This window comes from Halomonas flagellata (genome assembly GCF_022487945.1).
Taxonomy (GTDB): domain Bacteria; phylum Pseudomonadota; class Gammaproteobacteria; order Pseudomonadales; family Halomonadaceae; genus Halomonas; species Halomonas flagellata.
Map to the genome: position 1 here is coordinate 48,088 of NZ_JAKVPY010000019.1, position 23,393 is coordinate 71,480.

A 23,393-nucleotide genomic window follows, 5' to 3' on the forward strand; every position below is an offset into this window, starting at 1 on the left:
GTCCTGAGCCGTATCGCCGGATCAGCCCCGAGGCATTTTCCGGGCTAGATGGCCTCAGCGCGTCTCCTCGCCCACCGTGACGATGACCCGCACGGCGTCCAGGCGCAGGCGGGTGCCCTCGATGGCGGCGTCCAGGGCGCTGCGCTCCTCGCGCAGGGCCTGGAGCTCGTCGTCGCGCACCGCCGGGTTGTGGAGGGCCAGCGCCTCCAGGCGGTTGAGTTCACCGTCCAGTTCGGCACGCATGCGCCGCTGGGCCGCCTCGACGATGGAGGAGAGCTCCCGCTCGGCTTCCGTCTCGCCGCGGTCGATCAGCTCGCGCAGCTGGTCGTGGCGGCTGCGGATCAGGTCGCGGGCCATGGCTTTCTTGACCTTCTGCAGGTTCTTCGACAGCCCGGTGAAGGAGACCTTGTCGGTGAGGCTGGCGCCGGACTCGTCGAGCAGTATCCGCACCGCGGTGGGTGGCAGGAAGCGGTTGAGGTGCAATCGCTTGGGCGCCGGGCAGTGGGTGCGGAAGACCAGTTCGGCCATCAGCCGGCCGGCGGGAATCGACGGATGCTTGAGCAGCGCCAGGGCCGTATTGCCCATGGTGCCGTCGAGGATGCGCCCCATCATCTCGCGCAGCAGGGGGTGCTCCCAGGAAAGGCGCTGGACGTCGTCACGGGCCAGGGCGAGCCGCCGGGAGAAGGTGGCCGAGAAGCCCTCCTCGCCCTTCACCAGCCCCGGCAGGCCGTCGAGCATCTGCGGGCTCGGTCGCAGGTGGAGGATGCCGCCACCGAGCTCTTGGCTGTCGACGCCGAAGATGTCCAGCGCCTGGTCCAGGTAGCGCGGCAGGGCGCGATCCTCGTCGAGCTCGCGGATCGCCGCGGCGACCGTCTCGGCGCGATCGAAGCGGCAGGCGTTGAGCTCCAGCAGGCGATTACGGCCGGCGTCGCGCTCGGCCAGGCGGCTCTCGAACAGCGCCCGGGTCTCCTCGATCACCTCCGCGAGGCTCTCGTCGTCGAGCAGGGCGTCGGCCAGGGCGTCGCCGAAGGCGGCGAAGATCTCGCTGCCCACCCCATGGGGGCTGCTGAAGGCGTCCATGCCCTGATGGTACCAACGCAGCAGCTTCTCGCCGGGGCTCTGCTCGAACACCGGCACGTGGAGTTCGATGGCATGGCGCTGGCCGATGCGGTCGAGCCGCCCGATGCGCTGCTCGAGCTGGTCCGGATGCAGCGGCAGGTCGAACATCACCAGGTGGCGGCAGAACTGGAAGTTGCGCCCCTCGGAGCCGATCTCCGAGCAGACCAGCACCTGGCAGCCCTCCTCCTCGTCGGCGAAGGCGGCGGCGGCGCGGTCGCGCTCCACCAGCGAGAGGCCTTCGTGGAACACCGGGGCATGGTAGCCGCCCAGCACGCGCAGACCCTCGGCCAGGCCCTGGGCGGTCTCGCGGTCATGGGCGATCACCAGCACCTTGTCGTCGGCGAAGCCGCCCTCAGCGGTGTCGGCGAGCCGCTCCAGCAGCCAGGTGACGCGGGGGTCGAACTGCCACCAGGGCTCGGTGTTGAGCGGGTCGTCGGCCAGCGCCCGGTACATGGTGTCCAGGTAGACCAGCACCTCCGGATGGTCGAGGCCGGTCTCGATCAGCAGCTCGTCCAGGTAGTCCTCGTCGCGCTCCAGACGGCGCAGTACCCGACGGTAGGATGACGGCAGCTCGAGGCGGGCGACATGCAGGCGGCGCTCGGGAAAGCCGCCCACGTGACGACGGCTGTTGCGGAACATCACCCGGCCGGTGCCGTGGCGGTCGAGCAGCTGGTCGCGCAGCTGGTCGCGGGCGGCGGCCTGCCGGGCCGCGTCGCTCTCGTGATCGGCCAGGGCCTCGAGCAGCGCCAGGCTGTCCGGCTCGTCGATCACCGCGGTGACCCGCTGGCGATCGTCGTCCCCGCGGTCGGTCGTCCCGCCGGGCAGGCGGTCGAGGGCATCGATCGCCTCGGCCACCTCGACGTAGTGGGCCTCCTCCTCGCGGAAGCGCTCGAGGCTGTGGTAGCGGTCCGGGTCGAGTAGCCGCAGCCGGGCGAAGTGGCTTTCCAGTCCCATCTGCTCCGGGGTCGCGGTGAGCAGCAGCAGGCCCGGCACCGCCGTCGCCAGCCGCTCCACGCAGGCATAGCCCGGCCCCACCATCTCGGCGGACCACTCGAGGTGGTGGGCCTCGTCGACGATCAGCAGGTCCCAGTCGCAGGCCTCGGCCTGGGTCTGGCGGTGAGGGTTGGCGAACAACCAGTCCTGGCTGGCCAGCACCAGCTGGCCGGTCTCGAAGGGGTTGGCCTCGCCGTGGGCCTGGCTCTGCTGTTCGTCGAGCAGGGTCACCTCGAGGGCGAAGCGGCGCAGCAGCTCCACCAGCCACTGGTGGGTGAGGCTCGCCGGCACCAGGATCAGCGCCCGATCGGCGCGGCCGGTGAGCAGCAGCCGGTGCAGGATCAGGCCCGCCTCGATGGTCTTGCCCAGGCCCACCTCATCGGCGAGCAGCACCCGCGGGGCGTGACGGCGGGCCACCTCGTCGGCGATGTAGAGCTGGTGGGGAATCAGGTCGATGCGCGGCCCCGCCAGGCCCAGCGCCGGGTTCTGTTCGATGCGGTGGAAGTGGTGCAGGGTGCGAAAGCGCAGGTCGAACCAGTCGTTGCGGTCGATCTGGCCGGTGAGCAGGCGATCGCGGGCCTGGTCGAACTGCATGGTGTCGGCGAGTTGGGCCTCGGGCAGTTCGCGCAGCTCGCCCTGGTCATCCTCGCCGATGTAGACGATCAGGCCGTCGACCTCCTTGCTGTCGTCGACGGTCAGGTTCCAGCCCTCGGCGGCCTGGATGCGGTCGCCGCTGCCGAACGCCACCCGGGTGAGCGGGGCCTGACGGCTGCTGTAGGTGCGGGTTTCCTGGCTGGCGCCGAAGAGCACGGTGACGCTGCGGAAGTCGCAGCCGAGAATGGTGCCCAGGCCGAGTTCGGCTTCGCCGTCGCTGATCCAGCGCTGGCCGGGTGAATAGTCGCTCATGATGCCTCGGAGGATGCTGAAACGGTGCGCTCGTTCGCCGCCAACGCCGGGATGGCGGCAACAGGGCGCGGTATCTTACAGCAAAGGCCGGCGCGGCTTAAGTGGTGACGAGCGGCGACCAGGGCTATCGCAGATAGCAGCATTGCTCGGGGCTGATCCGTCGGCAGGCCTGCGAGGAGGCGCTGTGAACCCTTCCCTGGGCGCTACCTTTTCCATCCCTGGAAAAGGACCTCCTCTTCGGCCTGCCCCCGGCGCCCCTCGCTACAGTCAACTGTGATAGCCCTGGAGCGGCGTCAGTGCTTCCGCAGCCAGCCGTCGAGCTGGGCGCGACTGAGCTCACCCACGTGGCGCTCCACGGCACGCCCCTCGGCGTCGAACAGCACCGTGGTGGGTAGCCCGGGAGACTCCGTCAATACCATCAGCTCCTGGCTCGGGTCGAGCAGCGGGTAGCGGAACGCCAGCTCCTGTTCGTCGAGATAGCGAACGACCTGCAGCAGGTCCTCGCCCTGGTTGGCCACCACGACCGTCACGCCGTCGCGGGTGTCGGCCTCGGCCAGCAGCGGCATCTCGCGCAGGCAGGGGGGGCACCAGGTGGCCCAGAGGTTGACCACCACCAGCTCGCCGCGCAGCGAGCGCAGCTCGACTGGGTTGCCGTCGAGATCCTCGAGGGCCAGTTCGGGTAGCTCCCCGAGCGGCATGTCGTCGCCCAGCGGGGCCAGGGTCACCAGCACCAGCCACAGGCTCGAGCTGCCCACCACCAGGGCCATGGCACCGATCAGGCGCAGCAGGTGGGCGCGCAGGGCCCAGCCGGTCCAGATCAGTGCCGCCACCATGCCCCACAGGCCGTGAAAGCCCGGCTGCCAGAGCTTGACGATATCCAGCGGCGCGGCGACGTAGGCGTCCAGGTTCAGGGCCACATGGCCGAGGCGGGCGCCAACCAGCCAGGCCAGCACCAGGCCGTTGAACCAGCGGATGTGTTCGCGCCGTGGCAGGCCGAGCAGACAGGCGCTGGCCAGCAGCAGGAGCAGGGCAGCGGCGAAGGCATAGAGACGGGGCACGGAGATCAGCACGGGGCCCAGGGCGATGGCATCCATGGCGGGGCGAAGCTCCAGGAGAGAGGGTCGGCGTCCGCGAGCAGGCGCGTTACAATGACGAGTTCGACGGCTAGCCTACTGCCAGCGTGCGAGGCTGTCACTCATACTCGTGCGGGAGCATCCATGGCCAAGCCTGCCTTCGACACCCTGCGCGCCCTGGCCATTGCCAGCCAGGCGCTCGGCTTCATCCTCATCATCACCCTCGAGACCGTAATGGGCGATGCCGCCCGGCCCTGGCAGGGACTGACCCTGGCGGCAATGGTCACGGCCGCGCTGTGGATCGCCCTGGTGCGCCTGTATCGGCGCAACCGGTCGCGCAAGGCCCTGGCGCGACGACTCGCCGCCGACGACGACGATGCCGCCTGAGCGCCGCCGGCGACCTGGCTGGCTGTAGGGCAGGACGGTCCGAGCGACAGGGCGGTCCGACCGACAGGATTCGGCGAGGGCTGTCAGGTACCCTCGTGCTCGGCATACTGCGGGCTGTCCGGGGCGCAGCGGCTGGGGTCGATGGCCACGACCTGCAGGTGATGGCCCTCCGGCATCCGGCAGTGCAGGACCCGCCAGGCACAGCCCCGGGCGGCGCTGCCCTCGCTCTCGAAGAGCCGGGCGCCGTGGGCCAGCAGTTGCGCGCAGGTGGCGGGAAACTCCTCGCCGCTGACCTCCAGGGTCAGCCGGCGCGGCGGGCTGGGCGTCTCGGCGGCGATCAGCATCATCACCTGGACATTGCCGCCGGCGTCCCTGCCCAGTTCGAAGGTGGCGCCGGTGGCCGAGCGTACCAGGCGTGGCAGGCGCAGGACCTCCTCGCAGAAGCGCTGCATGGCATCGAGGTCGCGTACCTCCAGGACCGCGCGGTCCAGCGAGAGTCGTTGCATGGCGTACTCCCGGCATGAAGCCTTCCGAAGGTCGAGTGGGCCGCCTCCCTGGGCGTCTGCCTACAGTCTGGCGCAGCTTCGCCGGCCCTGCCCCCTTGACCCTCCCGATGGCGGCCATCGGTGCAGGCTATCGACGCATCGGCCGGCTCGTCGTTCTCGCCGGAATGGCCCGGCAGGCTGTGGCGCACAAGAAAAAGGCCTCGCGATTTCTCGCAAGGCCTTGAAATTCTGGTCGGAGTAGCAGGATTCGAACCTACGACCTCTGCCTCCCGAAGGCAGCGCTCTACCAAGCTGAGCTATACTCCGATCTTTCGTCGCGGGGCTCGTCGCCCACCGACGGAAGCGCATTATACGCAAACGCCGTCGCCGTGCAAGCCCCCGGGCGGGTATCCCGTTGTCAGGCCTGGCGATCCACCGCCATGCGGGCCAGGTCGGCCATGCTGTCGCGGTAGTCGCTGGCCGGCAGCCGCTCGAGCTGTTCCAGGGCCTTGGCGGCCATCTCCTCGGCCCGGGCGCGGGTGTAGTCCAGGGCGCCGGTCTCGCGGACGATGGCCAGCACCTCGTCGAGCCGGCTGAGACCGCCCTCGCGGATCGCCTGGCGTACCAGGCGGGTCTGGTCGGGGGTGCCGGCGGCCATGGCCTGGATCAGCGGCAGGGTCGGCTTGCCCTCGGCCAGGTCGTCGCCGACGTTCTTGCCCATGGCCTCGGCATCGCCCTGGTAGTCGAGCAGGTCGTCGATCAACTGGAAGGCCAGCCCCAGGTAACGGCCGTAGTACTGCAGCGCGGTTTCCTGCTCGGGAGTGGCGTCGGCGAGGATGGCGCCGCTGTGCGAGGCCGCCTCGAACAGCATGGCCGTCTTGCCCTGGATGGTCTCGAAGTAGGCGGTCTCGTCGGTGTCCGGGTTGCCCACGTTGGTGAGCTGCTGCACCTCGCCCTCGGCGATGGTGCAGGTGGCCGCCGACAGCACATCCATGATCCGCATGGAGCCCACCCCGATCATCATCTGGAAGGAGCGGGAGTAGAGGAAATCGCCCACCAGCACCGACGGTGCGTTGCCCCAGGCGTCGTTGGCGGTGGCCTTGCCGCGGCGCAGGTGCGACTCGTCGACCACGTCGTCGTGCAGCAGGGTCGAGGTGTGCATGAACTCGATCAGGGTGGCGAGCGTCACGTGCTTGTCGCCCTGGTAGCCCAGCGAGCGGGCAGCCAGCAGCACCAGCAGTGGGCGCAACCGCTTGCCGCCGCTCTGGATGATGTACTGGCCGATGGTCTCGACCAGCGGGATCCGCGAGGCGAGCTGGGCGACGATGGTGCGGTCGACGGCGGCGAAATCCTCGGCGACCACGGTATGGATGGACGAGGGGGCGGAGGCGACGGTGGGCGGCGAGGCGTTGGCAGGCATGTGGGCGTAATCGACAGTAAAGGAGGGGCCTTGGGTTGTCGGCCATGCTATGGGCCCCCCATGGGGGCGTCAAGGCGAAGCGGTCGGGGGGAGGCGAGGCGGCCGGCGGGTTGTATGGCGTCACGGGCATGGTTATAATGCGCGGCCCACTCATCACGCTCCCTGTCAGATGGCTGCCGGAAGGGGCGCCACTCGAAGCAGGTCGATGAAGAGCCAACCCAGGATGAGTTCCGGAGAGAGAAGCATGTACGCAGTTATCAAGAGCGGTGGCAAGCAGTACCGCGTTCAGGAAGGCCAGACCCTCAAGCTCGAGAAGCTGGAAGTGCCGACCGGCGAAGCCGTCGAGTTCGACGAAGTGCTGCTGGTGGCCGATGGCGACGACGTCAAGGTCGGCGCGCCGCTGGTCGAGGGTGCCAAGGTGGCCGCCGAGGTCGTCTCCCACGGCCGTGGCGACAAGGTGACCATCATCAAGTTCCGCCGCCGCAAGCATCACATGAAGCGTCAGGGCCACCGTCAGTGGTTCACTGAAGTCAAGATCACCGGGATCTCCGCGTAAGCGGCAACTCCCCTGAACGAGCGAGGTATTTGCAATGGCTCACAAGAAGGCAGCGGGCTCCACACGTAACGGCCGCGATTCCGAATCCAAACGCCTTGGCGTCAAGCTCTATGGTGGCCAGGCGGTAACCGCCGGCAACATCATCGTGCGTCAGCGCGGCACCAAGTTCCACGCCGGCACCGGCGTCGGCCTCGGCCGCGATCACACCCTGTTCGCCCTGAGCGACGGCGTGATCAAGTTCGAGACCAAGGGTCCGAAGAACCGCAAGTTCGTCAGCGTCGTCTCTGCCTGAGCGCGCGCGGATTTGCAGCAGGAAGGCCCCGCTCAGGCGGGGCCTTCTTGTATCATGGTGGCAGGTTGCCGCCTGGAGAGTGACAGATGCAGTTCGTCGACGAAGCCTCGATCATCGTGGAAGCCGGCAATGGCGGTAACGGCTGCCTGAGCTTCCGCCGCGAGAAGTACGTGCCCAAGGGGGGGCCCGACGGGGGCGACGGGGGGCATGGCGGCAGCGTCTACCTGATCGGTGACGATGCGCTCAACACCCTGATCGACTTCAAGTACCAGCGCTTCTACAAGGCCCAGAACGGCCAGCCCGGCATGGGGCGGCAGATGAGCGGCAAGGCCGGCGAGGACCTGCACGTCAAGGTGCCGGTGGGCACCACGGTGATCGACGAGGATACCCTCGAGGTGATCGCTGACGTCACCGAGATCGGCCAGGTGGTGCTGGTGGCCCAGGGCGGTCGGCGCGGGCTCGGCAACATCCACTTCAAGTCGTCGACCAATCGCGCGCCGCGGCGCACCACGCCGGGCACCGAGGGCGAGCGTCGCAACCTGCGCTTCGAGATGAAGGTGATGGCCGACGTGGGCCTGCTGGGCATGCCCAACGCCGGCAAGTCGACGCTGATCCGAGCCGTCTCCGCGGCCAAGCCCAAGGTCGCCAACTACCCCTTCACCACCCTGGTGCCGAACCTCGGCGTGGTGAAGCTCGGGACCCACGAGCACTTCGTGATGGCCGATGTGCCGGGGCTGATCGAGGGCGCCTCCGACGGCGCCGGCCTGGGGTTGCGCTTCCTCAAGCACCTGACCCGCACCCGGCTGCTGTTCCATGTGGTCGACGTGGCGCCCTTCGACGAGTCCGACCCGGTGGAGGCCGCCGAGGCGATCATCCACGAACTGGGTCAGTTCTCGCCGGCGCTCGCCGAACTGCCTCGCTGGCTGGTGATCAACAAGCTCGACCTGCTCCCTCCGGAGGCGCGCGAGGCGCGGGTCGACGAGATCGTCCGTCGCCTCGGTTGGGAGGGGCCGGTGTTCCGTATCTCCGCCATCTCCAGTGACGGCACCGACGCCCTGGTCCAGGTCGCCCATCGCTGGCTCACCGAGCAGCGTCGGCTGGAGAACGAGGACGAGGAAGCCGCCGAGCGAGCCCGCGAGATGCGCACCCGCATGGAGGAGGAGACGGTGGCCCGCACCGAGGCGCGCCTGGGCCGCCGGCGCAAGCGGGACGACGAGGATGACGACGACTTCGATGATGATGACTACGACGTCGAGGTCGAATACGCGCCGTGAGGAGCCGGTGGCCGGTCGCCTGCGCTGGTGCATCCTATGGGGTCAGACCCCGGCGGTGGCGCCATTCGCTGGCGAAGTGCACGAAGACGGTCCGGGCAGTTTGGCTGGGGTCTGACCCCATAGGGGCGACCTCGCTTCCTGCTCCGGACTAGCGGATATCACGTCTGGGTTGAGGAGCGAATGGAAAGCATCGAGCAGGTGGCGGGTCGCGAGGCGCTGAGCGGCGCCCGCCGGGTGGTGGTGAAGATCGGCAGTGCGCTGCTGACCAACGACGGCCGCGGCCTCGACGAGGCGGCCATCGGTGGCTGGGTCGACCAGATCGCCGAGCTGCACCGTCGCGGCGTCGAGGTGGTGCTGGTCTCCTCCGGCGCCGTGGCCGCCGGCATGGTGCGCCTCGGCTGGCAGGCCCGGCCCTCGGCGGTCCACGAGCTCCAGGCCGCCGCGGCGGTGGGCCAGAACGGCCTGACCCAGTGCTACGAGCACCACTTCGCCCGCCACGGCCTGCTCACCGCCCAGGTGCTGCTGACCCACGACGACCTCTCCAATCGCAAGCGTTACCTCAATGCCCGCTCGGCGCTGCGCACCCTGGTCGGCCTGCGCGTGGTGCCGGTGGTCAACGAGAACGATACCGTGGTCACCGACGAGATCCGCTTCGGCGACAACGACACCCTGGGCGCCCTGGTGGCCAACCTGCTGGAGGCCGACGCCCTGGTCATCCTCACCGACCAGGAGGGGCTGTTCGATGCCGACCCGCGCCACGACCCCGTGGCCCGGCTGATCCGCGAGGGGCGCGCCGACGACCCGAGCCTGGCCGCGGTGGCCGGGGGCGGCGGCGCCCTGGGGCGCGGTGGCATGACCACCAAGGTCCAGGCGGCGCGGCTCGCGGCGCGCTCCGGGGCCTATACCGCCATCGCCAGCGGCCGTCAGCCTGAGGTGCTCACTCGGCTGGCCGCGGGTGAGCGGCTGGGCACCCTGCTCAGCCCGGAGCAGGCCCCGATGGCGGCGCGCAAGCGCTGGCTGGCCGGCCAGCTGCAGGTGCGCGGCACCCTGACCCTGGACGCCGGCGCGGTGAAGGTGCTGCGTGGCAGCGGCTCCAGCCTGCTGGCGGTCGGCGTCAAGGCGGTGTCGGGCAGCTTCGTCCGCGGCGACATGGTGCTCTGTGTCGACGAGCAGGGGCACCGGGTCGCCAAGGGGCTGGTCAACTATGGCGCCGAGGACGCCGGCCGGATCCTCGGCAAGCCGAGCCACCAGATCGCGGAGATCCTCGGCTTCATGGAAGCGCCGGAGCTGATCCACCGGGACAACCTGGTGGTGCTTTAGCAGATGGCCCTACCAGCTCGGGGCTGATCCGTCGGCAGGCCTGCGAGGAGGCAGCAACTATAGAAAGCGCATCACGGGCTGTGGTAGGATGCGCCATCCTCTCAGACACGGCCCGTGAGCGATCGCTGATGTCAAGCGGTCGGCCAGATGGCCAAGCCGGCGGAAAGGCTCAACCCTTCCTGCCGGATCAATACGTTATCGAAGCCGTCAAGAATCCGGCGGCGACAGAATCTCCAAGGAGACAGTTCAGTGGCAAACAGCAAGCAAGCCCGCAAGCGTGCCCGCCAGGCGGAAGGTCGTCGTGTCCTGAAGGCGAGCCAGCGCTCCATGGTGCGCACCTACATCAAGCGCGTCATCAAGGCCATCAACGGTGGTGACCACGCCGAGGCCATGACCGCCTTCCAGAAGGCGCAGCCGGTCATCGATCGCATCGCCGACAAGGACGTGCTCTCCAAGAAGAAGGCCGCGCGCCTGAAGAGCCGCCTGAACAAGCGTATCAAGGCCCTGGCTGCCTGAGACTCGTCTGCTCCCTCCGGATGCAGGATGATTCTTTCGGCCGGATAGGCACTTGAACAGAAAAACCGGCTGTGGCCGGTTTTTTTGTGCCCGTTACCCCGAGGTCTCCCAAGGAAGAGAGCCGTGAGCGACCGCGAACAGGATCGACAGCCCCCCGCCCCGGCCCGCGACACGCCCGTCGTGCCGGCCGACGACGACCGCGTGGTGGCGCCCAAGGGCGGTGGCCTGATGCGCTCGGGGCTGGTGGTCAGCGTCATGACCCTGCTCTCGCGGGTCATGGGGCTGATGCGCGACGTGGTGGTGGCGACCCTGTTCGGTGCCGGCAGCGGCGCCGACGCCTTCTTCGTCGCCTTCAAGATCCCCAACTTCATGCGTCGCCTGTTCGCCGAGGGGGCCTTCAACCAGGCCTTCGTGCCGGTGCTCTCGGAGTACGCCACCCGCGGCAGCAAGCGCGAGGTGCGCGAACTGCTCGATGCGGTGGCCGGCAGTCTCGCCGCGGTGCTGGTGCTGATCACCGCCGTCTTCATGCTGGCGGCGCCCTGGCTGGTATGGGTCTTCGCCCCCGGCTTCGGCCGCGACCCGGCCAAGCTGGCGCTCACCGCCGACATGCTGCAGCTGACCTTCCCCTACCTGCTGCTGGTCTCGCTGACCGCCTTCGCCGGCAGCGTGCTCAATACCTGGAACCGCTTCGCGGTGCCGGCCTTCACCCCGGTGCTGCTCAACCTCTCGCTGATCGGGGCGGCGCTGCTGCTCACGCCCTTGATGGACGAGCCGGCCATGGCGCTGGCCTGGGGGGTGCTGATCGCGGGGGGCGCCCAGCTCGCCTTCCAGGTGCCCTTCCTGGTGCGGCTGGGGCTGATGCCGAGGCCCTGGCCCGATTTCGCCCACAGCGGGGTGAGGCGCATCCTGGTGTTGATGGCACCGGCGCTGTTCGGCGTCTCGGTCTCCCAGATCAACCTGCTGCTGGACACAGTGCTGGCCTCGCTGCTGGCGCCGGGCAGCGTCTCCTGGCTCTACTACTCCGACCGCCTGGTGGAGCTGCCGCTGGGGGTGTTCGGCATCGCCATCGGTACCGTGATCCTGCCGGCGCTCTCCAAGCGCCATGCCGAGCAGTCCGGTGAGCACTTCGCCGCCATGCTCGACTGGGCGATCCGTGCCGTGCTGCTGCTGGGGCTCCCCGCGGCGCTGGCCCTGGCGGTGCTCGCCGAGCCGCTACTGATCTCTCTGTTCCACTATGGCGCCATGACCGAGCGCGACATCGCCATGGCGGCCATGAGCCTGCGTGCCTATTCGCTGGGCCTGGTCGCCTTCATGCTGATCAAGGTGCTGGCGCCGGGCTTCTTCGCCCGCCAGAACACCAGGACTCCGGTGAAGATCGGCATCATCGCCATGGTCGCCAACATGGTGCTCAACCTGATCCTGATCTGGCCGCTGGCCCACGCCGGCCTGGCCCTGGCCACGGCGCTCTCGGCCTTCCTCAACGCCGGCCTGCTGGGCTGGTTGCTGAGGAAGGAGGGCGTGCTGGTGTTCCAGCCCGGCTGGGGGCGCTACGCCGTGCAACTGCTGGGTGGCTGTACGGTGATGGGGGTGGGCCTCGCGTGGCTCGCACCCGACTGGCAGCAGTGGCTGGGCTGGGGCGTCTGGGCCCGGGTGCAGTGGCTGGCGGCGCTGGTGGTGGCCGGCGCGGCGGTCTATTTTGCCTGGCTGGCGGCGTTCGGCGTGCGGGTCCGGCATTTCCGGATGAAGGGCTAGGAGCTCCTGCAGTCGGCGTCGGCCGACGCTACTATCATGGGATGGTACATCGCAAAGATCGGGAGAGTCCGGCATGGACGCAGGGAACGGGAAGCGCAGGGTCGATGGTGGGGTCGTGCGGCTGCTGATCATCGTGCTGCTGGGGGTGGGGCTGATCAGCGTGCCCTGGCTGACCCATAATCGGCTGGTGACGGGTGAAGAGGCGGTCGACGCGGCCTGGGCCGATGTCGAGAGCAACCTGCAGCGGCGCGCCGACCTGGTGCCCAACCTGGTGCGCAGCCTGCAGGAATACATGACGCACGAGAGCGAGACCCTGGTGCGCCTGGTCCGGGAGCGTGCCGAGGCGTTGAGCGAGGCGCTGGGGGAGACCCGCGAGATCGAGACCTCCCGGATCGCCGGGCTGGATGCGGCCCTGTCGCAGGATCTCGGCCGGCTGATGCGGCATGCCGGCGAGCACCCCGAACTGCGCTCCGGCGACCAGTTCCTGCGTTTCCAGGCGCAGCTCGAAGGCAGCGAGAATCGCCTCAATGTGGCGCGCATGCGCTACAACGAGGCGGTGCGGGAGTACAACGCCGGCCTGCGCGGTTTCGTGGGCCGCTGGGTCGCCGAGCCGATGGGGCTGCGGTCGCGAGACTACTTCGAGGCGAGCCCTGCCGCCACCGAGCCCTTCGCGGTGGAGTTCTAGCCGTGGCCGTCGAGCCGGTGGTCGGGGCCGGGCTGTTGATCCTGGCGCTGCTGCTGGCCGGGCGTGGGTGGCGCTTCCCCTGGTGGGGGAGCCTGGGGCTGGCGGCGCTGGTGCTGCTCGGCTCGCCCTGGTGGCCGCGGACGCCCGAACTGGTGGAGGATCGGGGCGGGCTGCTGGCGGATGCCGAGCGAGCGCGCCTGGGTGACCACCATGCGCTGCTGCGGGCCGATCACGGCATCGACTACCGGGTGGTGATCGGGCGCGAGCTCGGCGACCTGGACCGCTTCGCCGTCGACTATTTCCGCCGCCACGACCTGGGCGCGAACGGGGGCGCCGGCCGGGGCCTGCTGCTGGTGCTGGACGTGGCGGCCAACGAGGTGCGCCTCGAGGTGGGGCACGGGCTGGAGGCGGTCTTCGTCGATGCCTTCGTCGCCTACCTCGAGGCGCGCCAGATGACCGAGTTCTTCGCCGTGGGCCGGGTGGCCGACGGCATCCTGGCCAGTACGGAGCTGATCGTGACGCAGGCCGAGGCGGCCGAGGGCGAGGTGCTGCCGGCCCTCGCGGGCAGTGGGGGGGCCGGGGCGCGGATGCCGGCGCGCCTGGGGGAGGGGGCCGCGGCTCCCGGCGAGGCACAGGTGGCGGTCGGCGAGGGTGCCGTGCCGCGCGATGTGCTGGCGGCCTATCGCCGTGCCATGCAGCAGCGCAACGACAACCCCGAGCTGGCGATCTACGGCCGCGAGACGCGACGCATGCTGGCCGACTGGGTGATGACCCCGGCGCAGATGGACAACATGGCACGTAGCCTGGCGACCTGCCCGGTCGCCCGTGAGCTGACCGCCGCCGACGGCCGGCGCGTGGTGCTGCTCGCCCCCCTGGCCGAGCGCCGCTGCCCGCCGTACTTCTTCATTCGCGAGGAGGGCGTCTGGCGCCTGGACCTGGCCGGCATGATGCAGGCCGTGCGTTTCGGCCGCGACAATCGCTGGCGCCTGGAGGTCGAGGCCCTCGGCCCCTATGGCTTCGGCTTCGAGGCCCTGGCGCTCGATGCCAACGGCTATCCGCGCGCTCCCTGAGCCCTTGCGCGCCAAGGACCAAGCCGGGCCGGCTGTCAAGGGGGCGGCTGTCCGGTATAATCCAGCACTTTACATGTTCAAACCTCTACGGGGCCCGTGGCGATTCCCATGCGAGTGATTCGAGGACTGCACAATCTGCGCGAGGAGCACCGCGGCTGCGTGGCCACCATCGGCAATTTCGATGGGGTGCACCGCGGCCACCAGGCGATCCTCGACCAGTGTCGCGAACAGGCCGCCGCGCTCGGCCTGCCGGTCGCCGTGGTGGTCTTCGAACCCCAGCCCCGCGAGTTCTTCGCCGGCGACCAGGCCCCGCCACGGCTGACCCGGCTGCGCGAGAAGGTGCGCCTGCTGGTCGAGGCCGGCGTCGAGCGCATCCTCTGCCTGCCGTTCAACGACGCCCTGCGCAGCCTGACCGCCGAGGAGTTCATCGACCGGGTGCTGGTCGATGGCCTGGGCGTGCGCCATCTGGTGGTGGGCGACGACTTCCGCTTCGGCTGCGACCGCCGCGGCGACTTCCACCTGCTCACCGAGGTGGGCGAGCGGCGGGGCTTCAGCGTCGAGCACACCCGCACCTTCACCCTCGACGACGAGCGCGTCTCCAGCACCCGGGTGCGCACCCTGCTGGCCAGCGGCAACTTCTCCGGCGCGGCGCGCATGCTGGGGCGCCCCTACCGACTGGGCGGCCGGGTAGTGCCCGACCAGCAGCTCGGCCGCACCATCGGCGTGCCCACCGCCAACCTGCCCCAGCCGCCCAGGCCACTGGCGCTGCAGGGCGTCTACGCGGTGATCTGCGAGCTGCCCGACGGCCGCCGCCTGCCCGGCGTGGGCAACATCGGCTGGCGCCCCACCCTGGGCAGTCGGCGCCCCGTGCTGGAGGTGCACCTGTTCGATTTCGATGGCGACCTCTACGGCCAGCGGCTGACGGTCTTCCCCTGCGCCAAGCTGCGCGGCGAGGTGAAGTTCGACGATTTCGACGCCCTCAAGCGCCAGATCGGCGCCGACCAGCGGCGCGCGCGGGGGTACTTTCTCGAACGCGCCGCCGGTACCGGCGGGTACACGGCGGACGACACCCTTCCTCTGGCATCGGCGCCGCTGGCGCGCGAGGCCGTGACTTCCGATTCCTCGGCGGGCCTGCCCGCCGACCACGACGACGGCTGATCCCCAGGATATGAGCGACTACAAGCACACACTGAACCTGCCAGAAACCGACTTTCCCATGCGCGGCATGCTGCCCAAGCGTGAGCCCGAGCGGCTGGCCCAGTGGGACAGGCTGGATCTCTACCATCGCCTGCGCGAGGAGCGCCGGGGACGGGAGTTGTTCGTGCTGCACGACGGCCCTCCCTATGCCAACGGCAGCATCCATATCGGTCACGCCGTCAACAAGATCCTCAAGGACATCATCGTCAAGTCGAAGAACCTGGCCGGCTTCGATGCCCCCTACGTGCCCGGCTGGGACTGCCACGGCCTGCCCATCGAGCACAAGGTCGAGACCACCCACGGCAAGCACCTGCCCGCCGAGCGCGCCCGCGCGCTGTGCCGCGAGTACGCCGGCGAACAGATCCAGGAACAGCTGAGCGACTTCGTGCGCCTGGGGGTGATCGGCGACTGGGGCAACCCCTACCGCTCCATGGACTTCGCCAACGAGGCCGGCGAGATCCGCGCCCTGGCCGACATGGTCGAGGGCGGCTATGTATTCAAGGGGCTCAAGCCGGTGAACTGGTGCTTCGACTGTGGCTCGGCCCTGGCCGAGGCGGAGGTCGAGTATGCCGACAAGCAGTCCGATGCCATCGACGTGGCCTTCCCGGCCGCCGACGAGGCCGGGCTGGCTGCCGCCTTCGGCCTGGAGGCGCTGCCCAAGCCGGCCGCCATCGTCATCTGGACCACCACCCCCTGGACCGTGCCCGCCAACCAGGCGCTGAACGTCCACCCCGAGTTCACCTACGCCCTGGTCGATGCCGGCGAACGCCTGCTGGTGCTGGCCGAGGAACTGGTGGAGTCGTGCCTCGAGCGCTTCGGGCTGGAGGGCGAGATCATCGCCACCGCCACCGGCGAGCGGCTCGACGGCGTCACCTTTCGCCACCCCCTCTATGACCGCCTGTCGCCGGTCTACCTGGCCGACTACGTCGAGTCCGAGGTCGGCAGCACCGGCATCGTCCACTCGGCCCCGGCCTACGGCGTCGACGACTTCGTCACCTGCCGCGCCCACGGCATGGACTTCAGCGAGATCCTGAGTCCGGTGCAGGGCGATGGCATCTACGCCGACGATCTCCCGTACTTCGGCGGCCAGCTGATCTGGAAGGCCAACCCGCAGATCGTCGACAAGCTCGAGGAGGTCGGGGCGCTGCTGGCCCACAAGCGCATCACCCACAGCTACATGCACTGCTGGCGCCACAAGACCCCGGTGATCTACCGGGCCACCGCCCAGTGGTTCGTGGGCATGGATCTGGTAGGCAAGGACGGCAAGACCCTGCGGGAGAAGGCGCTGGAAGGCATCGAGGCGACCCGCTTCACCCCGGCCTGGGGCCAGGCGCGCCTGCACGCCATGATCGCCAACCGCCCCGACTGGTGCATCTCGCGCCAGCGCAACTGGGGCGTGCCGATCCCCTTCTTCCTGCACAAGGCGACCGGCGAGCTGCATCCGCGCACCGTCGAGCTGATGGAGCAGGCCGCCCAGCGCGTCGAGGCCGAGGGCATCGACGCCTGGTTCCGTCTCGACCCGGCCGAGCTGCTGGGCGACGAGGCCGCCGACTTTGAGAAGGTCACCGACACCCTGGACGTCTGGTTCGACTCCGGCACCACCCATCGCCACGTGCTGCGCGGCTCCCACCCCCATGGCCATGACCAGGGGCCGCGGGCCGACCTCTACCTGGAAGGCTCCGACCAGCACCGCGGCTGGTTCCACTCCTCGCTGCTGACCGGCTGCGCCATCGACGGCCACCCGCCGTATCGCGGCCTGCTGACCCACGGCTTCACCGTGGACGCCCATGGCCGCAAGATGTCCAAGTCGGTGGGCAACGTGGTGGCCCCCCAGGAGGTGATGGACAAGCTCGGCGCCGATATCCTGCGCCTGTGGGTCGCCTCCACCGACTACGCCGGCGAGATGGCGGTCTCCGACGAGATCCTCAAGCGCACCGCCGACGTCTACCGCCGCATCCGCAACACCTCACGCTTCCTGCTCGCCAACCTCCACGGTTTCGAGCCCGAGCGCGACGCCCTGGCCTTCGACGAGATGCTGGCGCTGGACCAGTGGGTGGTCGACCGCGCCGCCCAGCTTCAGGCGCGCATCGAGAAGGCCTATGACGACTATCGCTTCCTCGACGTCTACCAGCAGGTGCACGGCTTCTGTGCCCGCGAGCTGGGCGGCTTCTACCTGGACGTGATCAAGGACCGCCAGTACACCACCCAGGCCGACTCGGTGGCGCGCCGCAGCGCCCAGACCGCGCTCTATCACGTGGTGGAGGCGCTGTCGCGCTGGGTGGCGCCGATCCTCTCGTTCACCGCCGAGGAGATCTTCGAGAACATCCCCGGCAAGCGCGGCGACAGCGTGCTGCTCGAGACCTACTATGGGGGGCTCTCGACCCTGGCGGACGGCGCCGAACTGGGCCGCGACTTCTGGGAGCAGGTGCTCGAGGTCAAGCAGGCGGTGAACAAGTGCCTGGAGGACGCCCGCAACGCCAAGACCATCAAGGGCAGCCTGGCCGCCGAGGTGACGCTGTTCGTCGACGACGGGCTGCGCGCGACCCTGGCCAAGCTGGGCGACGAGCTGCGCTTCGTGATGCTGACCAGCGAGGTGCGCCTGGCACCGCTCGCCGACGGCGGCGAGGCCGAGGCCACCGAGCTCGACGGCCTGCGGGTGGCGGTGGCGGCGAGCGGCCACACCAAGTGCGAGCGCTGCTGGCACCATCGCGAGGAGGTGGGGTCGTACAGCGAGCATCCCGACCTGTGCGGCCGCTGCATCAGCAACCTGCCGGACGGCCCCGGCGAAACCCGCCGTTTTGCATGAGTCGATGAGATGGCCGAGAGAGGCGAGGTGCGCGTGAGCGGTAAGCGAGAGCCCCGGAGGGCTACCCAGGTGGAACCCATGCGCCGCCCGCAGCGCTGGCTGTGGCTGGCCGCGGCGGTGATCGTGCTCGACCTGGGCACCAAGGCGCTGGCCTCGGGCCTGCTGGGCTATGCCCAGCCGGTGGAGGTGCTGCCGTTCTTCAACCTGACGCTGCTGCACAACACCGGCGCGGCCTTCAGCTTCCTGGCCGGCCACCCCGGCTGGCAGCGCTGGTTCTTCGCCGTGATCGCGGTGGGTGCCAGCATCGGCCTGACGATCTGGTTGACGCGCCTCAAGGCCGACGAGACGCTGCTCGCCGGGTCGCTGGCGCTGATCATCGGCGGGGCCCTGGGCAATCTCTACGATCGCCTGGTACACGGCTATGTGGTCGACTTCCTCTCCTTCCACGTCGCCGGCTGGTACTACCCGGCCTTCAACGTGGCGGACATCGGCATCACCCTGGGCGCCATCGGGCTGATCTGGGAATCGACCATCGGCGAGCGGCGCCGGGCACGGCGGCGCCAGGGGTAGTCGGCGGCCACGACACGCCCCGCGGAATGAATTCATTCACGGTTGCGCCGTCCCACGAGCAGGGAGCAGGCGGCAACCACCGAGTTTCGAGAGAGCGCAATGAGCGATTATCGTATCGACGAGGGCATGGAAGTGACCCTGCACTTCACCCTCAAGCTGGAAGACGGCACCGTGGTGGATTCCACCCGCGACAAGGAGCCCGCCACCTTCCAGGTCGGCGACGGCAACCTGCCGCCGGGCTTCGAGGCGCCGCTCAAGGGGCTGGCCGACGGCGACACCGGCAGCTTCGAGATCACTCCGGAGCACGCCTTCGGCCAGCACAATCCGCAGAACATCCAACTGCTCAAGCGCGACGACTTCGAGAGCGATGAGCCGGAAGTGGGGATGGTGATGTCATTCGCCGATGCCGCCGGCGGCGAACTGCCCGGCGTGATCACCAGCATCGACGACGACCAGGTGGAAGTGGACTTCAATCACCCGCTGGCGGGGCGTACCCTGACCTTCGAGGTGGAAGTGATCGACGTGAAGCCCGCCACGACTCATTAAGGCGGTGCCCCGCTGTCGGAGGCCGGCTCCGCTGAGCGACAGGGGCGGCTTGCCGCCTTTGGGGTCAGACCCCGGCGGTGGTGAAAACGCTTATTTCGTGCACACAGACAGGTCTGGCACATGGGCTGGGGTCTGACCCCCAAGGCTCCACCAGCGCCGGCAATCAGATACCGATGCTCGAGCATCAAGGCAAGGCAACCATGCAAGCTAACTCCGTGCAGATCAGGCTGGCCAATCCCCGTGGCTTCTGCGCCGGCGTCGACCGCGCCATCGAGATCGTCAACCGGGCGCTCGATGTCTTCGGGCCGCCGATCTACGTGCGCCACGAGGTGGTCCACAACCGCTTCGTGGTCGACACCCTGCGCGAACGTGGTGCCGTCTTCGTCGAGGAGCTCCATGAAGTGCCCGACGACGTCATCGTGATCTTCTCGGCCCATGGCGTCTCCCGCGCCGTGCAGGAGGAGGCCGACCGCCGCGGGCTGCGCGTCTTCGACGCCACCTGCCCGCTGGTCACCAAGGTGCACCTGGAGGTGCTGCGCTACGCCCGCCGCGGCCAGGAGTGCATCCTGATCGGCCACGCGGGCCACCCCGAGGTGGAGGGCACCATGGGGCGCTACGATACCTCCCACGGTGGGCACATCTACCTGGTGGAGGACGAGGCCGATGTGGCAGCCCTCGAGGTCAAGGACCCGAGCCGGCTGGCCTTCGTCACCCAGACCACGCTCTCCATGGACGACACGGCCAGGGTGATCGACGCCCTGCGCGCCAAGTTTCCCGCGATCGAGGGGCCGCGAAAGGACGACATCTGCTACGCCACCCAGAACCGCCAGGACGCCGTGCGCGAACTGGCCGCCGGCAGCGACCTGGTGCTGGTGGTGGGCAGCCCCAACAGCTCCAACTCCAACCGCCTGCGCGAGCTCTCCGAGCGGGTCGGCACCCCGGCGTACCTGATCGACAGCGCCGAGCAGATCGACGGCGCCTGGCTGGAGGGCGTGAGCAACGTCGGCGTGACCGCCGGGGCCAGCGCCCCCGAGGTGCTGGTGCAGGGGGTGATCGAGCGCCTCCAGGCACTGGGGGCCACGGCCCCGCAGGAGCTCGATGGCCGCGCCGAGACCATCACCTTCTCGATGCCGCGGGAGCTGCGTGAGCGAGTGATCGCCAGCGACTAGACTGAGGTGATGCGAGTGGCCGCTAACCGGCTGTCGCCGGTGCCTCAAGAACCGCAAGGAAGGAAGCCGGGCTCGCGCCCGGCTTTTTTGGTCCCAGGCCCTATCGAGAACGAGATTCTTGATACATACTGAAACCAAATGTAACGACATCGTGGAGAAGCGCCGCGTGACCCAGCAGAGCACCCGACGCAGGCCCCAGGGCCCTTCAGGCACCACCCGGCGAGCCGCCGGCTTCACGCTCATCGAACTGATGATTGCGGTAGCCGTGATCGCGATTCTCGCGGCGATCGCGTATCCGAGTTATACGCGGTATGTGCAGGAGGCGCGGCGGACGGACGCCATGTCGGCGCTGACCAGCATCGCCGGGCAGCTCGAGCGGTGCTATACGGTATCCAGCGACTACACGGGTTGCGTCACTTTTCCCGTTGACTCGGAGGAGGGGTTTTACAGTGTCACAGCTACGCTAACGGCTTCGACGTACACATTGCAAGCCGCCCCCCAGGGAGCCCAGTCTGGGGATTCTTGTGGCAACTTTACGCTGAACCACCAAGGCGTGAGGGGGGCGGGTGGAACCGACTGCTGGTAATGATAAAAAACGTGCCGGCTTCACTCTGATCGAGTTGTTGGTGACGCTCGCCGTGGTGGTAATCCTGGCGACCGTGGCCGTGCCTAATTTTCAGGGTCTGTTGGAGCGGAATCAATTCGCCATCGAGTATAACGAGGTGCTTTCTGGTTTCTATTATGCTCGAAGCGAGGCCATCAAGCGCCGTGAGAACGTTACCGCGACCATTTCCCAGTCCGATGGAACCTGGAGGCTTGTGGTGACTGACTCCGCCTCGCCTGCCAACGAGCTCATGGTGAGGGAAGGGGAGGATGGAGACGTGAGTGTTCCGTCAGGCTCCGTTACCTTCAATAGTCTCGGGCGGCGTGATAGCTGTAGTGGTAGTGACTGGGCGGGCTGCTCTGTGACTGTCAGCACTGTCAACAGCGCGTCGCTATCAGGGGTCATAGAAATCAATGTGACGGGAAGGGTGGCAAAGTAAACGTTTGCGTATACTCGATTGGCGGCTGATCATGAATAATAGGTCAATGAATGGTTTTACTTTGCTCGAGGTGCTGGTAGCCCTCTTGGTGCTCAGTTTTGGTTTTCTGGGGGTTGCTGCCATGCACATTAAATCCATGCAGGCGGCTCACTTATCCTATCAGCGCTCAATTGCCACCTTGGCGGCTCAGGATGCGGGAGAAAGGCTATGGAAAGAATTGGCCGAGAATCCTCCCGTTTGTCCGACAGCGAATACCGGCGATACATGGTCGGTGGAGTGGTATGGCGAATGGAGTCAGCACCTACCCGGGCTGGTTCATGATGGCAGCACTATTTCAAAGAATGATTGTACCTACACCATAACCGTCGAATGGCAAGATGACAGATTTGGTGGAGAGAGTGTGTCGAATCTGGTGTATGTGATTCGTTTGCCTGGAGATGTGTCATGATGGCTCTGAATCGGGGGCTGGCAAGGCAGCGAGGCTTTACACTCGTCGAGTTGATGGTGGCTTTGGTGATAGGGCTTCTTGTGATACTGGGAGCGACTCAATTGTTCGTGTCGGGGAGGCAGGCACTAAACCGCGTAGAAGAACTGACGTGGCGGCAGAGCAATCTTGACTATGTTGCTGAAACGCTTTTTCGAGAGATTCGCATTGCCAATGGCCAAGTGGCTCCAGTCTCTGGGGGGGGCAAGGTGTCGAGTTCTGCGAATCTGCTTATCGAATTTGATGAGTCCTCGTCTGGTTATGATCCCTATTGTGGTGGAGATCGACTCGTGGGGGTGGAGTACTTCAAGCTGACAGATAGTGATTCATTGAGAATGCAGGTGAAATGTTCTTCGGCGTCAGAGTATGACCTTTACTCAGCGGAAGGGGTCGAGGTTATAGAAGGAGTGAGGTCGCTAGAGTTTCGCGGAGATATCACTTCGGGAGGCTCACCCTATATTGAGGTTGATATCGGGTTTTCTTTGATGTCCGGAGAGAGCTCTACGACAGCCGATGTGAGTTATGTCGTGACGAATAGAAAAAAGGTCATAGAAAGCCTCAACTAAACAATGTGAATGTAGCGCAGGAGGAGGTATGAGAAGACGGCAGCGAGGTTCCGCTCTAATAGTCAGCTTGGTGCTGGTGACCGCGGCCTTGATGGTTGGGGTATCAGGAATGCAGTCCGCGCAGATCGAGGAGTCAGCCTCGGGAAACCGGAGAGCAGGTGCCAGTGCCTATATGGCGGCAGAGTATGGTGGTGATGAAGCACTGAATACCGTCAACTTTGCTTCGTTGGGAAAAGGTGCATGTACAAGCGGCTCAGGCAACGTTGGTAACGCCCAGGCTGTCGTGTCATACAACTATGATGCCTGCAAGAGCACGGGGGGAGGGGTCGCGACGATCAATGCGCAAGGGAGTGTAGGAGGTGTGGCCAGAGAGGTCGTGATAGAATACATCCTGTCATCAGGATTTCTTGGGCTATCACCCATTAATCTCCCTACGCCGTTGTCTGCGTTCAATGCGGCAAACTCAAATGCCTTTGTCGTCGAAGGGCAGATATCAAGTGGAGGGGATGGTGGCCACCTCCCGGCTATTTCAACTGCAGGCAACAGGGACTATATCTTGGGGGAAATCGGTGATAGAGAGGATAATTATACTGGTGGGATTTCTGACTCGATTAGTGAGAGTATTTTGCAGGACCCAGTCGAGTTTGACAGCTTTATTGCTGAGGTGAAGAATGTTGCCGACAGCTCGGGGCGGACCTTCTCTGCGCCGTCAGATGTCGATACTTATGGTACAACCACGCTGGATGGTTCTCCGGATGCCAAGTTGACTTACATAGATGGTGACTTCACGATGACCGGCAATTGGTCGGGTAGAGGGCTTCTGGTTGTCAATGGCGATTTCGATGTTAGCGGCACCCCCTATTTCGAAGGGATGGTGATCGTGCTCGGGAATAACTATAGTCTGAGTGGTGGTGGTGATGGTGGCATCAATGGAGCGATGATAACGGCGCCTATCGATTCGAGTGCTTCGCCTCTGGTTTATGATAGTGCCAACGTGACCGTTTCGGGTGGCGGTAATGCTGACTATGTCCATGATGCTAAGGCACTGGATGATGCTTTCGAGTTGCTTTCGGGAACCTCGGCTGAGACAGAGTGGAATACCCAGAATGTTAGCACTCACAGTGCTGCCTTCGTCAGCAGCTGGCGCGAAGTGGTTGATTAATG

The 23,393-nt window shown here is 67.1% G+C and carries 23 protein-coding genes and 1 tRNA gene; 19 read left to right on the forward strand and 5 right to left on the reverse strand.

All coding sequences use genetic code 11. The annotated features are described in order from the left end of the window. Positions 1-54: 54 nt before the first annotated feature. Together rapA and MKP05_RS15305 are read right to left on the reverse strand one after the other, a co-directional pair. On the reverse strand, positions 55-3,018 hold the full coding sequence (gene rapA / locus MKP05_RS15300) for an RNA polymerase-associated protein RapA (protein ID WP_240569120.1): 2,964 nt from the start codon (positions 3,016-3,018) through the stop codon (positions 55-57). A 293-nt stretch (positions 3,019-3,311) separates the two neighbouring features. Further along, the gene (locus MKP05_RS15305) at positions 3,312-4,112 is read right to left on the reverse strand and encodes a TlpA disulfide reductase family protein (RefSeq protein ID WP_240569121.1); all 801 of its coding nucleotides are present in this window, start codon (positions 4,110-4,112) and stop codon (positions 3,312-3,314) included. 123 nt (positions 4,113-4,235) lie between these two features. On the opposite strand from MKP05_RS15305, the gene MKP05_RS15310 reads away from it, so the two are divergent. Then, on the forward strand, positions 4,236-4,478 hold the full coding sequence (locus MKP05_RS15310; RefSeq protein WP_240569122.1) for a hypothetical protein: 243 nt from the start codon (positions 4,236-4,238) through the stop codon (positions 4,476-4,478). 83 nt (positions 4,479-4,561) lie between these two features. Here MKP05_RS15310 and MKP05_RS15315 read toward each other — a convergent pair whose 3' ends face one another. The 3 genes from MKP05_RS15315 to ispB form a co-directional block, all read right to left on the reverse strand. Beyond that, a complete protein-coding gene (locus MKP05_RS15315; protein WP_110285337.1) occupies positions 4,562-4,984 on the reverse strand; it encodes a VOC family protein in 423 nt (140 codons plus the stop codon). 229 nt (positions 4,985-5,213) lie between these two features. Next, positions 5,214-5,290, reverse strand: a tRNA-Pro gene (locus MKP05_RS15320). Positions 5,291-5,381: 91 nt separating this feature from the next. Then, the gene (gene ispB, locus MKP05_RS15325) at positions 5,382-6,383 is read right to left on the reverse strand and encodes an octaprenyl diphosphate synthase (RefSeq protein ID WP_240569125.1); all 1,002 of its coding nucleotides are present in this window, start codon (positions 6,381-6,383) and stop codon (positions 5,382-5,384) included. Between the two features lie 244 nt (positions 6,384-6,627). Here ispB and rplU point away from each other — a divergent pair, with 244 nt between their 5' ends. The 18 genes from rplU to MKP05_RS15420 all read left to right on the forward strand — a co-directional run bounded on the left by rplU (position 6,628) and on the right by MKP05_RS15420 (position 23,391). Then, the gene (gene rplU / locus MKP05_RS15330) at positions 6,628-6,939 is read left to right on the forward strand and encodes a 50S ribosomal protein L21 (protein WP_110285335.1); all 312 of its coding nucleotides are present in this window, start codon (positions 6,628-6,630) and stop codon (positions 6,937-6,939) included. Positions 6,940-6,973: 34 nt separating this feature from the next. Beyond that, positions 6,974-7,231 carry a 50S ribosomal protein L27 gene (rpmA, locus tag MKP05_RS15335; RefSeq protein WP_110285334.1) on the forward strand — a complete coding sequence of 86 codons (258 nt, stop codon included), beginning with the start codon at positions 6,974-6,976 and terminating at the stop codon, positions 7,229-7,231. 86 nt (positions 7,232-7,317) lie between these two features. Then, on the forward strand, positions 7,318-8,505 hold the full coding sequence (cgtA, locus tag MKP05_RS15340; RefSeq protein ID WP_240569127.1) for an Obg family GTPase CgtA: 1,188 nt from the start codon (positions 7,318-7,320) through the stop codon (positions 8,503-8,505). Between the two features lie 180 nt (positions 8,506-8,685). Beyond that, a complete protein-coding gene (proB, locus tag MKP05_RS15345; RefSeq protein ID WP_240569129.1) occupies positions 8,686-9,825 on the forward strand; it encodes a glutamate 5-kinase in 1,140 nt (379 codons plus the stop codon). Between the two features lie 249 nt (positions 9,826-10,074). Further along, positions 10,075-10,341: a 30S ribosomal protein S20 gene (rpsT, locus tag MKP05_RS15350; RefSeq protein WP_102626712.1), complete on the forward strand. Its 267-nt coding sequence runs from the start codon at positions 10,075-10,077 to the stop codon at positions 10,339-10,341. A 228-nt stretch (positions 10,342-10,569) separates the two neighbouring features. Next, positions 10,570-12,093 carry a murein biosynthesis integral membrane protein MurJ gene (gene murJ, locus MKP05_RS15355; protein ID WP_240569151.1) on the forward strand — a complete coding sequence of 508 codons (1,524 nt, stop codon included), beginning with the start codon at positions 10,570-10,572 and terminating at the stop codon, positions 12,091-12,093. A 73-nt stretch (positions 12,094-12,166) separates the two neighbouring features. Continuing rightward, positions 12,167-12,778: a LemA family protein gene (locus tag MKP05_RS15360; RefSeq protein WP_240569131.1), complete on the forward strand. Its 612-nt coding sequence runs from the start codon at positions 12,167-12,169 to the stop codon at positions 12,776-12,778. Positions 12,779-12,780: 2 nt separating this feature from the next. Further along, complete coding sequence (locus MKP05_RS15365) at positions 12,781-13,848, forward strand: TPM domain-containing protein (RefSeq protein ID WP_240569132.1); 1,068 nt, start codon at positions 12,781-12,783, stop codon at positions 13,846-13,848. 108 nt (positions 13,849-13,956) lie between these two features. Continuing rightward, positions 13,957-15,006 carry a bifunctional riboflavin kinase/FAD synthetase gene (gene ribF / locus MKP05_RS15370; protein ID WP_110285328.1) on the forward strand — a complete coding sequence of 350 codons (1,050 nt, stop codon included), beginning with the start codon at positions 13,957-13,959 and terminating at the stop codon, positions 15,004-15,006. Positions 15,007-15,016: 10 nt separating this feature from the next. Then, positions 15,017-17,851: an isoleucine--tRNA ligase gene (gene ileS / locus MKP05_RS15375; protein WP_240569133.1), complete on the forward strand. Its 2,835-nt coding sequence runs from the start codon at positions 15,017-15,019 to the stop codon at positions 17,849-17,851. A gap of 78 nt (positions 17,852-17,929) precedes the next feature. After that, complete coding sequence (gene lspA, locus MKP05_RS15380) at positions 17,930-18,421, forward strand: signal peptidase II (RefSeq protein WP_240569134.1); 492 nt, start codon at positions 17,930-17,932, stop codon at positions 18,419-18,421. Positions 18,422-18,520: 99 nt separating this feature from the next. Then, a complete protein-coding gene (fkpB, locus tag MKP05_RS15385; RefSeq protein WP_110285325.1) occupies positions 18,521-18,967 on the forward strand; it encodes an FKBP-type peptidyl-prolyl cis-trans isomerase in 447 nt (148 codons plus the stop codon). A gap of 200 nt (positions 18,968-19,167) precedes the next feature. Next, on the forward strand, positions 19,168-20,136 hold the full coding sequence (gene ispH / locus MKP05_RS15390; RefSeq protein ID WP_240569135.1) for a 4-hydroxy-3-methylbut-2-enyl diphosphate reductase: 969 nt from the start codon (positions 19,168-19,170) through the stop codon (positions 20,134-20,136). 166 nt (positions 20,137-20,302) lie between these two features. Next, positions 20,303-20,722, forward strand: a complete 420-nt coding sequence (locus MKP05_RS21805; protein WP_338072359.1) for a type IV pilin protein — start codon at positions 20,303-20,305, stop codon at positions 20,720-20,722. Beyond that, on the forward strand, positions 20,703-21,179 hold the full coding sequence (locus MKP05_RS15405; protein WP_240569136.1) for a GspH/FimT family pseudopilin: 477 nt from the start codon (positions 20,703-20,705) through the stop codon (positions 21,177-21,179). Before MKP05_RS21805 ends, MKP05_RS15405 begins: the two co-directional genes overlap by 20 nt. A 31-nt stretch (positions 21,180-21,210) precedes the next feature. Beyond that, the gene (locus MKP05_RS15410) at positions 21,211-21,627 is read left to right on the forward strand and encodes a type IV pilus modification PilV family protein (RefSeq protein ID WP_240569137.1); all 417 of its coding nucleotides are present in this window, start codon (positions 21,211-21,213) and stop codon (positions 21,625-21,627) included. After that, entirely contained in the window at positions 21,624-22,229 is a 606-nt protein-coding gene (locus tag MKP05_RS15415) for a PilW family protein (protein WP_240569138.1), read from the forward strand. Before MKP05_RS15410 ends, MKP05_RS15415 begins: the two co-directional genes overlap by 4 nt. Before the next feature lie 28 nt (positions 22,230-22,257). After that, positions 22,258-23,391 carry a pilus assembly PilX family protein gene (locus tag MKP05_RS15420; RefSeq protein WP_240569139.1) on the forward strand — a complete coding sequence of 378 codons (1,134 nt, stop codon included), beginning with the start codon at positions 22,258-22,260 and terminating at the stop codon, positions 23,389-23,391. Positions 23,392-23,393: the final 2 nt, after the last annotated feature.